Source organism: Aestuariivita boseongensis, from assembly GCF_001262635.1.
Classification (GTDB): Bacteria; Pseudomonadota; Alphaproteobacteria; order Rhodobacterales; family Rhodobacteraceae; genus Aestuariivita; species Aestuariivita boseongensis.
In genome coordinates this window covers 17,020-29,884 of sequence record NZ_JXYH01000015.1, presented here as the reverse complement: position 1 = coordinate 29,884, position 12,865 = coordinate 17,020, and the positions used below count along the sequence as shown (strand labels likewise).

The window sequence follows — 12,865 nt, the reverse complement described above, 5'->3', positions numbered from 1 at the left end:
CTGGGAAACACTCGGGAGGATTGAGATGAGCAGAGCTTTTGTGTTCCCAGGGCAGGGCGCGCAGACGATCGGGATGGGCAAGGAACTGGCCGACGCCTATCCGGCGGCACGCGCGGTGTTCGAAGAGGTCGACGACGCACTGGGCGAAAGCCTGAGCGGGCTGATCTGGGACGGCGATATCGAGACGCTGACGCTGACCCAGAATGCGCAACCCGTGCTGATGGCGACCTCCATGGCCGCGATGCGCGCGCTGGAGGCGGAAGGCGTGGGCATCGACGCTGCCAGTTTCGTGGCGGGGCATTCGCTGGGCGAATACTCCGCGCTTGCGGCGGCGGGAGCGCTGAGCGTCTCGGACGCGGCGCGTTTGCTGCGCGCCCGTGGGCAGGCCATGCAAGAGGCCGTGCCTGTCGGTGTGGGTGCGATGGCCGCTTTGCTGGGGCTGGATCTGGATGCGGTACGCGCTGTTGCCGAAGAAGCGGCAGGCGATCAGGTGTGTCAGGCCGCCAATGACAACGATCCGGCGCAAGTCGTCGTGTCGGGCCACAAGGAGGCCGTCGAACGCGCCATTGAAATCGCCAAGGCGAAGGGCGCCAAACGCGCGGTCCTGCTTCCCGTCAGCGCTCCTTTCCATTGCGCCCTGATGGCTCCGGCCGCCGAAGTTATGGCCGAAGCCTTAAGCACCGTGCAGATCAACGCGCCGGCCGTTCCGGTGATCGCCAATGTGCTGGCCGCGCCGGAAAGCGATCCTGATCGCATTCGTAGCCTGCTGGTCGAACAGATCACCGGCGCCGTGCGCTGGCGTGAAAGCGTGATCGAGATGGGCGCCCAAGGCGTCACCGAGATCTGGGAGATCGGCGCAGGCAAAGCGCTGAGCGGCATGGTCCGGCGCATCGACCGTGAGATTGCCACACAGAATATCGCAACGCCCGCCGATGTGCAGGCAGCCGCAGAAAGCATAAAATAGGGGACGGATATGTTTGATCTGACAGGAAAAAACGCGCTGGTCACTGGCGCGTCGGGCGGCATCGGGGCCGCGATCGCACGCTCGCTTCACGCAGCGGGCGCCACTGTGGGTCTGTCCGGCACCAGGGTTGAGCCGCTGGAAGCTCTGGCCGCCGAACTGGGCGAACGGGCGCATGTGCTGCCCTGCAACCTCAGCGATGCCGAGGCGGTGGACGCACTGCCGAAACAGGCGGCCGAGGCGATGGGCAGCGTGGATATTCTGGTCAACAATGCCGGGATCACGCGCGACAACCTGTTCATGCGCATGTCGGACGAAGAATGGCAAAGCGTGCTGGACGTGAACCTGACGGCCACGTTCAAGCTGTGCAAAGGCGTGCTGCGCGGCATGATGAAGGCGCGCTGGGGCCGGATCGTGAATATCTCTTCCGTGGTGGGCGCAACCGGCAATCCGGGGCAGGGCAACTATGCGGCGGCCAAGGCCGGTATGGTCGGCATGTCGAAATCGCTGGCCTATGAGGTGGCCAGCCGGGGAATCACGGTAAATGCGGTCGCTCCGGGCTTTATCGAGACAGCCATGACCGACAAGCTGACCGATGATCAGAAATCGGCGATCCTGACGCAGATCCCTTCGGGGCGGATGGGCACGCCAGAGGAAATTGCTGCGGCAGTTCTGTACCTTAGCGCGCCCGAGGCCGCTTATGTCACTGGGACGACCTTGCACGTGAATGGCGGCATGGCCATGTTGTGACGCGGCGAGCGCGACATGACGTGAAAGCGTTTGCCATTGACGCCGTCTGTGCTATAGGCGGCGCACATTTCAGCGGGGGACCTGTCCATCCGCAGCCCCGACTGGGGATGAGCCGCCCGGCAACGGGCACCAACCACGCCACCCCAAGTGGGCAAGGGCATAATTTGGGCCAACGGCCCGGAAGACGTGAGGAACAGATATGAGCGACGTCGCAGACCGCGTGAAAAAGATCGTTGTAGAGCACCTGGGTGTTGAAGAAGACAAAGTGACGGAAAACGCGTCCTTTATCGACGACCTGGGCGCAGACAGCCTTGACACCGTTGAACTGGTTATGGCGTTCGAAGAAGAGTTCGGCATCGAGATCCCGGACGACGCAGCCGAAACCATCCAAACCTTCGGTGATGCGGTCAAGTTCATCTCGGACGCGTCGTAAGCCCGCGTTTTCGACAAGATTTTGCGGCGCTGCCCGAACAGGGCGGCGCCGTTTTCTTTTGGGCTTGCACGAAGGTGCGAAGCGGGCGCAGTTTGGGAAAAAAACATCCCGAGCAGCAGGTCCCGCCCCCGATGAGTCGTACGATTCCCATTATCAACACCGCGCGGGTCAGCCTGCGCCCGATGCGCCCCGAAGATTTCGATCGTTTCGCCCAGATCTGGGCCGATCCCGAAGTGACCGCCGAAATCACCGGCCCGCGCAGCCGCGCGGAAAGCTGGGAAGTGTTTTTGCGCAATGCCGGGCATTGGCAGATGACGGGATTTGGCCAATGGGCGATCTGGGAGGCGCGATCCCGCCATATGGTGGGGCAGACGGGTTTTTTCTTTCGCAACCGCAATCTGGGCGAGGATTTCGACAGTTATCCCGAAGCCGGCTGGGTACTGGCGCGCGCGGCGCAGGGCCAGGGATTGGCGCGCGATGCGACGCAGGCGGCCCATGACTGGTTCGACCGGGTTGTGCACGGGCCCCTGGTCGCGGTGATTACCGAGGCCAATGAACGCTCGCTGAACCTGGCGGATGCGCTTGGATATCGCGAGATCCGCAGGACACGCTATGACGATGTGCCTGTGGTTCTCATGAAGCGGGCGGGTCCGCCTCAAGGTTAGGCAAAGCGTTGCCGGTGCCGCAATTGAGGCTGTGAATGTCGAAACTGGTGAGCGGTCGGGTGGCTGTCCTGTGTTAGCGTGTCGCTTGCGCGTTGGGCGCAGGTGACCGGAGGAAAGGGCTCGCCATGATTGTCTATCCCACGATCGAATTGCAGCAAGGCCGTTGTGTGTCGTTGAAGCGCGGCCGTCTGAACGAGCCGGTGATCTGGCATGTTGACCCGATCGAAACCGCGCGCAAGTTCCGCGAAGCGGGCGCGCAGTGGATGCATGTTACCGATTTCGACGGTGTCGTCGGGGGAAATGCGAACAACACGCTGTTGGAGGATATCATCCGCACGGCCGGTATTCCGGTACAGCTTGGTGGAGGGTTCCGCACGCGCGAGTCGGTGGTGCGCTGGATTGACAAGGGCGCGGGGCGCATCGTGATCGGTACGCTTGCCACGCAGAACCCCGATCTGGTGAAGGAGCTGGCCCGCAGCTTCCCCGACCAGATCGTTCTGGCGGTGGATGTCTGGCAAGGCAAGGTCATGAGCGAAGGCTGGCGCGCGGCCACCGCCTTTACCCCCGAAGACTTTATCGCCGCTTTCAGCGATACGCCGCTGGCCGGGGTGATCATCACCGATATCGACAGTGACATGGAAGAGGTCGAAGCCCAGCTTGGCATGGTATCAGGTCTTGCGGCGCAGGTGCGGGTGCCTGTGATGGTGCGCGGGGTGATCAACACCGTCGATGACATTGCGCGGGCGAAATACATCCCCAACATTTCGGGTGTCTTGGTGGGGCGGGCGCTGTTCAGCCGCGACCTGGACTTGGCCGAGGCGCTGGCCGTTGCGCAGCCGCGCCCTGAGCCCATCGCGGATTTTCAATAACAGCTTGCTGGCCTTGTGCTGCTCTGGGCGGGCGACTGCCCAGGGGCTGAGCGCTCTTGCCCCCGGTTGCCCGGTCGGGGTATGACGCAGGCAAGAAATGCAAGAGGCGAAAGGGCATTCCATGCGCAGAGTTGTGGTGACGGGGCTGGGTCTGGTGACGCCGCTGGCCGATGGTGTGGAAGCATCGTGGTCGCGGATTCTGGATGGCCAATCGGGTGCGGGAACCATTACGGGCTTTGATCCTGAAGGCTTGGCCACCACCTATGCCTGCGAAGTGCCGCGCGGGGACGGGTCGGACGGGACGTTCAATGCCGACGCCTATATGGAGCCCAAGGAGCAGCGCAAGGTCGACACCTTCATCATGTTCGGCGTGGCGGCGGCTCAGCAGGCGGTCGAGGATTCGGGCTGGATGCCGGAGGACCGTGAAAGCCTTGAGCGGACGGGTGTTCTGATCGGTTCTGGGATTGGGGGTCTGAACTCGATCGCGAATACCACCATACTGATGGAAGAAAAGGGCGTCCGCCGCGTGAGCCCGTTCTTTGTGCCGGGTGCGCTGATCAACCTGATTTCCGGTCAGGTGAGCATCAAATACGGCTTCAAAGGTCCGAACCATTCGGTTGTGACGGCCTGTTCCACCGGGGCGCATGCCATCGGGGACGCGGCGCGTATGATCAAATATGGCGATGCCGATGTGATGGTGGCCGGCGGGGCTGAGGCCGCGATCTGCAAGATCGGGATTGCCGGGTTCAATGCCTGTAAGGCGCTGTCGACCAAGCGTGGCCATGAGCCTGAGAAGGCCAGCCGCCCCTATGACGCGGACCGTGACGGGTTCGTGATGGGCGAGGGTGCGGGCATTGTTGTGCTGGAGGAATACGAGCACGCCAAGGCACGCGGCGCGAAGATCTATGCCGAGGTGCTGGGCTATGGCCTGTCGGGCGATGCCTATCACATCACCGCGCCGTCCGAGGACGGGGAAGGCGGCGAGCGGTCCATGCGCGCGGCGCTGCGCGACGCGGGGCTGGAGCCTGCGGACATTGATTACATCAACGCGCATGGCACCTCGACCATGGCGGATGTGATCGAACTGGCCGCAGTCGAACGCCTGATGGGCGATGCGGCGGGCAAGGTGACCATGTCGTCGACGAAATCGGCCACGGGGCATTTGCTGGGCGCTGCGGGTGCGATCGAGGCGATCTTTTCGATCCTGGCGATCCGCGATCAGGTGGCCCCGCCGACGATCAACCTGGAAAACCTCGCCGTTGAAACGCCGGTTGATCTGGCCCCGAATGCCAAGCGGGAGCGCGAGATCAACGTGGCCTTGTCGAATTCCTTCGGCTTTGGCGGCACCAATGCGAGCGTGGTCTTCGGGAAGGTGCGCTGATGTGGCGGGCTGTCGCCTCGAACGGGCTGTCGCTGCTGATTGTGGCGCTGTTTCTGCTGGGTGGTCTGATCATGTGGGGTCAGGCGCAGTACCGGGCGGAAGGCCCTTTGACCGAGGCGATCTGCCTGCAGGTTGATCGTGGATCGAACATGAGCCGCGTCAGTGAAAACCTGCAGGCGGAAGGCGCGATCACATCGTCGCGGATTTTCCGGATGGGCGCGGATTACACCGATAAGTCATCGCAACTGAAGGCAGGTAGTTTCCTTGTGGAACCGGGCGCGTCGATGGAGACGATTGTCGATCAGATCACCCGTGGCGGGGCCAGCACCTGCGGCACCGAAGTGGTCTATCGCATTGGTGTGACACGGGTTTTGGCCGAGGTGAGGGAGCTGGACCCGACGTCGAACCGCTTTGTCGAAATCGCGGAGTTCAATCCTGCGGAAGAGGCAGCGCCTGAAGTTTACACTGAAAAGAAGGCGCAGCCCGGCACGCGATTCCGGATTGCCCTGGCCGAAGGTGTGACAAGCTGGCAGGTTACCGAAAGCCTGAAAGCGATGGATGTTTTGGAAGGCGAGGTGGCCGAGGTGCCTGCGGAAGGCATGCTGGCGCCCGACAGTTATGAGGTGCGCGTGGGCGATGCGCGCGCAGCGGTTCTGGCGCGGATGCAGGCGGCGCAGGAAGAGCGGATCACGCAGGCCTGGCAGAGCCGGCAGGATGGGTTGCCTTTGGAAAGCCCCGAAGAAATGCTGATCCTGGCGTCGATCATCGAGAAAGAGACCGGCAATGCGGAAGAGCGGGGGCCGGTGGCCAGCGTCTTCGTGAATCGCTTGCGGCAGGGGATGCGGCTTCAGACCGATCCGACGGTGATCTATGGCATTACCGAAGGGCGTGGCACCCTGGGCCGTGGCATCAGGCAGAGTGAACTTCGTGCCGAAAACCCTTGGAATACCTATGTAATTGACGGATTGCCCGCGACGCCGATTGCCAATCCCGGTCAGGCCAGTCTGGAGGCGGCGGCAAACCCGCCCGACACCGATTACATCTTCTTCGTGGCGAAGTCCTTGGACCCGGCAGACGGGCATAATTTCGCGACAACTCTGGCCGAGCATAACCAGAATGTTGCGGCCTATCGTCGGCTGGAAGCGGAGCGGGCAAATTCGGATAACTGAGCGGCGAACGCTCGGGTAATCCAAAATTAGTGAAAATTTTCAATGTTTTGCAGGTGCTTACCTGCGTCTTCCATATTGACTCGGCGTGCGGTTTCTCGTATAGGTTGTGTTAGGCTGGAAGAATTGCAAACGGTCCCCTGGCGCTGCCTCGGGGCCGTTTTGCGTTTCTCTCGTGCGGAAAGCATTCACGCATGAGGACAATAATCCATGACACTCGTTACTTCAGGCACGGAAAGTGCCGCGACCGAGGAATTGCTTAAGGTTTTCCTGGCGCGTTTGAAAAAACTGCGAAGGGTCATCGACGACCTGAATGAACAGGCCGCAGACGGTGAGGATATCGACTTTTCCGCGGCGCAGAAACTGCTGTCGCCTGCGGAAGGTCTGGTCAGAAGCTGTATGAAATTGGAGGCCAACCTTGCAGAACAGAGAAACAAAGAACTTGGGATTGCCCGAGGCGGATATGCCGTCGACCTTGACGCGGCTCGATTTGAGATCGGGTGCCGCCTGGCTCGCCTCCGAACCTGTTGTGAAACAGGATGAATTTCTGGCGATGATCAAGGCGGGAGGGCTGTGTGCCCTCCCTTTCCTTTTCGAATTCTGGGCGATGGAGCATCAATTGCCCCCTGAAGGCGACTGGCGGTCCTGGGTGATCCTGGGCGGGCGCGGCGCAGGCAAGACGCGGGCGGGGGCCGAATGGGTGCGCGCGCAGGTGGAAGGGGGGATGCCCCTTGCGCCGGGCCGGGCCAAGCGCGTGGCGCTTGTGGGCGAGACGTTTGATCAGGTGCGCGACGTCATGGTTTTTGGCGACAGCGGGCTCATGGCCTGTTCACCGCCTGACAGACGGCCGCTGTGGAAGGCGGGTGAGGCCAAGCTGATCTGGCCGAACGGGGCGGAGGCGAAGGCCTATTCGGCGCACGACCCGGAAGGGCTGCGGGGGCCGCAGTTTGATGCGGCCTGGGTTGATGAGCTGGCCAAGTGGCGCAAGGGGCAGGCCACCTGGGATATGCTGCAGTTCGCGCTGCGGCTGGGTGAGGATCCGCGGGTTTGCGTGACGACCACGCCACGGAATGTGGAGGTTTTGACCCAGCTTTTGGAGGCATCGTCGACTGTGGTCACGCATGCGCCGACCGAGGCGAACCGGGCCAATCTGGCAGCGTCGTTTTTGGAGGAGGTACGCAGGCGATATGCGGGCACACGGCTGGGGCGGCAGGAGCTGGATGGCGTTCTGCTGGCCGATATCGAGGGGGCGTTGTGGTCAACTGACATGTTGGTGCAGGCGCAGGTCGACCACGTGCCTGAGCTGGACCGGATCGTGGTGGGCGTGGATCCGGCGGTGAGTGCCGCGCAGGGATCGGATGCCTGTGGGATTGTGGTTGCCGGCGTGCGGATGCAGGGCGAGCCGCGCGATTGGGAGGCCTGGGTGCTGGCCGATGAGACCGTGCAGGGCGTGGGCCCCATCGGTTGGGCAGAAACGGCGGTGGCGGCCTTCGATCTGTACGGTGCGGACCGGCTGGTGGTGGAAACCAATCAGGGCGGGCTGCTGGTGGAGGAAGTCGTGCGGCAGGTCAATGATGTGGTGCCGTTCAAGTCGGTCCATGCCTCGCGCGGGAAGGTGGCGCGGGCGGAGCCGGTGGCCGCGCTTTACGAACAGGGGCGGGTGCATCACGTGCGCGGGCTGCATGCGCTGGAAGATCAGATGGGCCAGATGACGGTTGCGGGGTTTCAGGGAAAAGGGTCACCGGACCGCGTCGATGCGCTGGTCTGGGCGTTGCATGAGCTGATGATCGAGCCCGCGAAAAAGCGGTCTGGCGCGCCGCGCGTGCGGGTGTTGTGAGCCGTTGCAGGGGCACCGTACGGTGGGTTTCCGAAACCTTTGGAAAGCTGTGGGACAACCTTCCTCATCAACGACGGGCATGTCCCAAAGAGGAGCTTGAGAATGGTGTTCGACGTCTTCCGACGCAATAAGCAGGAGATCCAGCCGGAGCAGAAAGCGAGCCGGACGGGGCCTGTTGTGGCCTATCAGAGCTCGGGCCGCGTGGCGTGGAGCCCGCGGGACACGGTGTCTTTGACCAAGACAGGCTTTGCCGGCAATCCGGTTGGGTTCCGGTCGGTCAAACTGATCGCGGAAGCAGCAGCAGCGCTGCCGTTGATCCTGCAGGACGCCACGCAGCGGTTTGACCAGCATCCGGTTCTCGAGCTGTTGGCGCAACCGAACGCGGCGCAGGGGCGGTCGGATTTCCTTGAGGCGCTTTACGGTCAGCTGATGCTGTCGGGCAATGCCTATGTTGAGGCGGTCCATGGGGATGCATTGGTTCCGGCTGAGCTGCATGTGTTGCGGTCGGACCGGATGCATGTGGTGCCTGGCACGGATGGCTGGCCTGCGGCGTTCGATTATGTGGTGGGCGGCAAGAAGCACCGGTTCCATGTGAGTGATCCGTCGCCGATCTGTCATATTCGCAGCTTCCACCCGCAGGACGATCATTACGGGTTGTCGCCCATGCAGGCGGCGGCGATGGCGCTGGATGTACACAACGCGGCCTCGCGCTGGTCGAAGGCCTTGCTGGACAATGCAGCGCGGCCTTCGGGGGCCATTATCTATCGCGGCGTAGACGGGCAGGGCCAGCTGAGCGAGGAGCAGTTCGACCGGCTGCAGGTGGAAATGGAGAGCTATCATCAGGGGGCGCGCAATGCGGGGCGTCCGATGTTGCTGGATGGTGGGCTGGATTGGAAACCGATGGGCTTTTCGCCGTCGGATATGGAGTTCCAAAAAACCAAGGAAGCTGCCGCACGTGAGATCGCGCTGGCCTTTGGGGTGCCGCCGATGCTGTTGGGGATTCCGGGAGATGCGACCTATGCCAATTATCAGGAGGCCAATCGCGCGTTTTATCGCCTGACGGTGCTGCCTCTGGTGACGCGGGTGACAGCGGCGCTGTCGGTCTGGCTGGCCACTCATAGCGGTGAGGCCGTTGAGTTGCGCCCGGATCTGGACCAGGTGCCTGCGTTGTCGGCGGAGCGGGATGCGCAATGGGCGCGGGTCGCCCGGGCGGATTTTCTGACCCAGGCGGAGAAGCGAAGCCTGCTGGGATTGCCGGTGATGTCCGATGGGTGAGCGCGAGAACGATTTCATCTGTGCGCCGGGGCTGCGGCTGAAGGCGCATGAGAGGGTGACGGAGGTTCAGTTCAAGATGATGACAGGCCAGATCGACCGGGTCGAGGAGATGGTCGAGACCATCGAGCGGCGCTTGTGGCTGATCGTCTATGGGATGTTGGCGGTGATCCTGGCGGAGACCTTCCGATCGGTTTTCACCTATGTGCAATGAGACAATGAGGAGCGGGGCAGTGGATATCGGCGGACTGGAACATAAATTTGCGCGCTTTGGCGAGGCGGTGACAATTACGGATGGTGCAGTGATCAAGGGCTATGCCAGTCTGTTTGAACAGGCCGATCAGGGCGGCGATATCGTGGGCAAGGGGGCTTATGCCGCATCGTTGAAGGCGCTGGGGGCGGACGGGCGTCGGGTGAAGATGCTGTGGCAGCACGATCCGGCCCAGCCCATCGGCGTCTGGGACGAGGTGCGCGAGGATGCGCGCGGGCTTTATGTGAAAGGCCGCTTGCTGGACGGCACGCAGAAAGGGCGCGAAGCGATCGCCCTGATCGAGGCGGGCGCGATTGACGGGCTGTCGATCGGATACAGGACGGTGAAGGCCGCAAAGACCGAAGCCGGTCAGCGGCTGCTGAAGGAACTGGAGCTTTGGGAAGTGTCGCTGGTGACCTTCCCGATGCTGCCCAGTGCGCGGGTTGCGGCAAAGGGGGAGACCCCTGACACCGATGCAGCCTGGCGCGACGTGGCGGCGGCCTTCGAGGGCGCGCGGCTGGAGATGGAACGGCGCTGAGCGCCGGATCTGCGACACGGAAAGGACGAGCGGATGAGCAAGACCGAGGCGATGTCTCGGGTCGGGGAAGGTGTGTCTCCGGCCGAGGAGGTGAAACAGGCTGTGGCCGGTTTCATGTCTGAATTCAAAGGCTTTCAGGCCGACATTCAAACCAAACTGAAACAAACCGAAGAGCGAGTGACCATGCTGGATCGTAAATCTGTAACCGCGGCGCGTCCGCACCTGGCCGGCGGTGTCGATCTGGCCGCCCCCCACAAGAAAGCCTTCAACGCCTATCTGCGGTCGGGTGATGATGACGGGCTGCGTGGGCTGGAGCTGGAGGGCAAGGCGCTGTCCACCGCAGTCAACAGCGATGGTGGGTATCTTGTGGATCCGCAAACCTCGGACACGGTGCAGTCGGTGCTGAACTCCAGCGCCTCGATCCGTGCGATTTCAAATGTGGTGAATGTCGAGGCGACGTCTTATGACGTGCTGGTTGATCATGGCGATGTCGGCGCGGGTTGGGCCACGGAAGCGGGCCCACAGGCGGAAAGCGACACGCCGCAGATCGACCGGATTTCGATCCCGCTGAACGAGTTGAGCGCGATGCCGCGCGCATCGCAGCGGCTTCTGGATGACAGCGCGTTCGACATCGAGGGCTGGCTGGCGGGCCGGATTGCCGACAAGTTCGCCCGTGCAGAAGCGGCAGCCTTCATCAATGGCGATGGTGTGGATAAACCCAAGGGGTTTCTTGCGCATACGGCTGTCGACAACAGCACCTGGAGCTGGGGCAATCTTGGCTATGTGCCGTCTGGCAGCGAAGGGGATCTGACGGCAGAGGCGATCGTCGATCTGGTTTATGCGCTGGGCGCGCAATACCGTGCGAATGCGACCTTCGTGATGAATTCCAAGGTCGCCGGGCTGGTGCGCAAGCTGAAGGATGCGGATGGCCGCTTCCTGTGGTCGGACGGTCTTGCCGCGGGTGAGCCTGCGCGCCTGATGGGATATCCGGTGCTGATCGCCGAGGATATGCCTGATGCCGCGATCGACAGCTTTTCCATCGCCTTTGGGGATTTCAGCAACGGCTATACCGTGGCCGAGCGTCCGGACCTGCGCGTGCTGCGCGATCCGTTCAGCACCAAGCCGCATGTCCTGTTCTACGCCACCAAGCGCGTGGGCGGGGATGTGAGCGATTTTGCTGCCATCAAGCTGATGAAATTCGGCATCGCATAAGCGGTGGCGATGGGGTTGGCCCGGTTCGGGCCAGCCCTGGGATCGGGCGCGTGTTTCGTCCCGTGTTGTCCAGCTGCTCCCCTCCGTTCGAGCAACGCGGTGCGGGCACGTGGCCGGTTTCCCACGCGACCGGACTTCCCGTGTGGGTTTGAGACTTTCGGAGTAATTCCATGATGTTGATCGAAGAAAACGCCATTCCGGACGCCGCATTGCCGGTTGATGCGTTCAAGGCGCATTTGCGGCTGGGCACCGGGTTTGCCGCGGAGACCCTGCAAGACGGCGTTCTGAGGAGTTTTCTCCGGGCAGCCATTGCGGCAATCGAGGCGCGGACAGGCAAGGCGCTGATCGCGCGGACATTTTCGCTGGTCCTGAGCGGCTGGCAGAATGCAATGAGCCAGGCGTTTCCGGTCGCTCCGGTCGTGTCGGTGACGGATGTCGCCTTGGTGGATCGGCTGGGCCAGGAGTCGGTGGTGCCGGCGGACCAGTATTGGCTGGAGCAGGATATGCACCGCCCGCGGCTGAAGCCTCGCGGAATGTTGCTGCCGACTGTGGCTGAGGATGGATCGGCGCGGATCACCTTCGTGGCGGGCTATGCAGCGGATTTCGACGGCGTACCATCTGATCTGGCACAGGCCGTATTGCTGCTGGCCAGCCATTATTACGAGTTTCGTCATGAAACGGCGCTGCCCAGTGGGTGCATGCCGTTTGGGGTATCGAGCCTGATTGAACGGTACCGGTCGCTGCGGCTGCGTGCGGGGCGCGACTGATGGGTGCGCCGCATCTGAACCGGGCGCTGGTTCTGGAGGCATCTGAGCGGGTGGCCGATGGTGCCGGCGGGTTTTCCGAAAGCTGGGTGCAGTTGGGCACGCTGTGGGCAGAGGTGACCACGCGCAGTGGCCGGGAGGCGCGCGATGTGGTGTCGGCTGTGTCGGCTGTGATGTTGCGGATCGTCGTGCGAGGTGCACCCGTGGGATCGGCGGCCCGGCCTCTGGCGGGACAGCGGTTTCGTGAAGGCACACGGATTTTCGCGATTGAGGCGGTCAGTGAATGGGACCCGGCGGGTCGGTACCTGGTTTGCTTTGCCAAGGAAGAGGTGGCGACATGAGCTATGCAGCGTCATCGGCGCTTCAGGCGGCGGTCTATCAAAGCCTGACGGGCGACGCAGCGCTGGCGGCGCTGATCGGGGATGCGGTTTATGACGAGGTGCCTGCGGGGAGCGCGCCACCGGTTTACGTGATGCTGGGGACCGAGACCGCGATGGACCGGTCTGATGTCACGGGCACAGGAAGCCTGCACAGCCTGACGATCACGGTTGTGTCCGAGGCGGCGGGGTTTTCGCAGGCCAAGATCGTGGCGGGGGCGGTAACAGAGGCTTTGGCCCAGCCCATGAGCCTGTCGCGCGGTCAGCTTGTGTATCTGAATTTCGAACGTGCCGTGGCGCGGCGCAGCGGGTCTGCGGCCTCGGTCCGGCAGATTGATCTGAGGTTCCGCGCACGCGTGGACGACGTTTAACCCAAGAAGCGGAGACAAG

16 protein-coding genes are annotated in these 12,865 nt (G+C 62.8%); 15 read left to right on the top strand and 1 reads right to left on the bottom strand.

Going from position 1 to position 12,865, the window contains the following annotated elements; genetic code table 11:
- Positions 1 to 25 precede the first annotated feature (25 nt).
- From fabD to mltG, 7 genes are all read left to right on the top strand, one after another.
- Entirely contained in the window at positions 26 to 964 is a 939-nt protein-coding gene (gene fabD, locus TR61_RS08125; RefSeq protein ID WP_050929439.1) for an ACP S-malonyltransferase, read from the top strand.
- A gap of 9 nt (positions 965 to 973) precedes the next feature.
- On the top strand, positions 974 to 1,711 hold the full coding sequence (fabG, locus tag TR61_RS08120; RefSeq protein ID WP_050929437.1) for a 3-oxoacyl-ACP reductase FabG: 738 nt from the start codon (positions 974 to 976) through the stop codon (positions 1,709 to 1,711).
- A gap of 199 nt (positions 1,712 to 1,910) precedes the next feature.
- Complete coding sequence (locus TR61_RS08115) at positions 1,911 to 2,144, top strand: acyl carrier protein (RefSeq protein WP_050929435.1); 234 nt, start codon at positions 1,911 to 1,913, stop codon at positions 2,142 to 2,144.
- 131 nt (positions 2,145 to 2,275) lie between these two features.
- Positions 2,276 to 2,809, top strand: coding sequence for a GNAT family N-acetyltransferase (locus TR61_RS08110; RefSeq protein ID WP_050929433.1), 534 nt, complete (start codon positions 2,276 to 2,278; stop codon positions 2,807 to 2,809).
- A 125-nt stretch (positions 2,810 to 2,934) separates the two neighbouring features.
- Positions 2,935 to 3,678, top strand: coding sequence for a 1-(5-phosphoribosyl)-5-[(5-phosphoribosylamino)methylideneamino]imidazole-4-carboxamide isomerase (locus TR61_RS08105; RefSeq protein ID WP_050929431.1), 744 nt, complete (start codon positions 2,935 to 2,937; stop codon positions 3,676 to 3,678).
- A gap of 121 nt (positions 3,679 to 3,799) precedes the next feature.
- Positions 3,800 to 5,059 (top strand): beta-ketoacyl-ACP synthase II, encoded by a 1,260-nt coding sequence (gene fabF, locus TR61_RS08100; protein ID WP_050929519.1) that lies wholly within the window; start codon positions 3,800 to 3,802, stop codon positions 5,057 to 5,059.
- On the top strand, positions 5,059 to 6,228 hold the full coding sequence (gene mltG, locus TR61_RS08095; RefSeq protein ID WP_050929429.1) for an endolytic transglycosylase MltG: 1,170 nt from the start codon (positions 5,059 to 5,061) through the stop codon (positions 6,226 to 6,228). Before fabF ends, mltG begins: the two co-directional genes overlap by 1 nt.
- Before the next feature lie 222 nt (positions 6,229 to 6,450).
- Here mltG and TR61_RS20135 read toward each other — a convergent pair whose 3' ends face one another.
- The gene (locus TR61_RS20135) at positions 6,451 to 6,786 is read right to left on the bottom strand and encodes a hypothetical protein (protein WP_172676951.1); all 336 of its coding nucleotides are present in this window, start codon (positions 6,784 to 6,786) and stop codon (positions 6,451 to 6,453) included.
- Here TR61_RS20135 and TR61_RS08085 point away from each other — a divergent pair.
- The 8 genes from TR61_RS08085 to TR61_RS08050 all read left to right on the top strand — a co-directional run bounded on the left by TR61_RS08085 (position 6,779) and on the right by TR61_RS08050 (position 12,846).
- Positions 6,779 to 8,062, top strand: coding sequence for a DNA-packaging protein (locus TR61_RS08085; protein ID WP_050929518.1), 1,284 nt, complete (start codon positions 6,779 to 6,781; stop codon positions 8,060 to 8,062). The two genes, TR61_RS20135 and TR61_RS08085, sit on opposite strands and share 8 nt — an antisense overlap.
- Before the next feature lie 102 nt (positions 8,063 to 8,164).
- Complete coding sequence (locus TR61_RS08080) at positions 8,165 to 9,337, top strand: phage portal protein (protein ID WP_050929426.1); 1,173 nt, start codon at positions 8,165 to 8,167, stop codon at positions 9,335 to 9,337.
- Positions 9,330 to 9,548: a GTA head formation protein, RCAP_rcc01685 family gene (locus tag TR61_RS08075; protein WP_050929424.1), complete on the top strand. Its 219-nt coding sequence runs from the start codon at positions 9,330 to 9,332 to the stop codon at positions 9,546 to 9,548. The genes TR61_RS08080 and TR61_RS08075 overlap by 8 nt, the downstream gene beginning before the upstream one ends.
- Before the next feature lie 19 nt (positions 9,549 to 9,567).
- Positions 9,568 to 10,122 (top strand): HK97 family phage prohead protease, encoded by a 555-nt coding sequence (locus TR61_RS08070; RefSeq protein WP_050929422.1) that lies wholly within the window; start codon positions 9,568 to 9,570, stop codon positions 10,120 to 10,122.
- 33 nt (positions 10,123 to 10,155) lie between these two features.
- Complete coding sequence (locus tag TR61_RS08065) at positions 10,156 to 11,334, top strand: phage major capsid protein (protein WP_050929419.1); 1,179 nt, start codon at positions 10,156 to 10,158, stop codon at positions 11,332 to 11,334.
- Between the two features lie 170 nt (positions 11,335 to 11,504).
- The gene (locus tag TR61_RS08060; RefSeq protein WP_050929417.1) at positions 11,505 to 12,101 is read left to right on the top strand and encodes a head-tail connector protein; all 597 of its coding nucleotides are present in this window, start codon (positions 11,505 to 11,507) and stop codon (positions 12,099 to 12,101) included.
- Positions 12,101 to 12,439, top strand: a complete 339-nt coding sequence (locus TR61_RS08055; RefSeq protein WP_050929415.1) for a head-tail adaptor protein — start codon at positions 12,101 to 12,103, stop codon at positions 12,437 to 12,439. The genes TR61_RS08060 and TR61_RS08055 overlap by 1 nt, the downstream gene beginning before the upstream one ends.
- Complete coding sequence (locus TR61_RS08050; RefSeq protein ID WP_050929414.1) at positions 12,436 to 12,846, top strand: DUF3168 domain-containing protein; 411 nt, start codon at positions 12,436 to 12,438, stop codon at positions 12,844 to 12,846. The genes TR61_RS08055 and TR61_RS08050 overlap by 4 nt, the downstream gene beginning before the upstream one ends.
- Positions 12,847 to 12,865 lie beyond the last annotated feature (19 nt).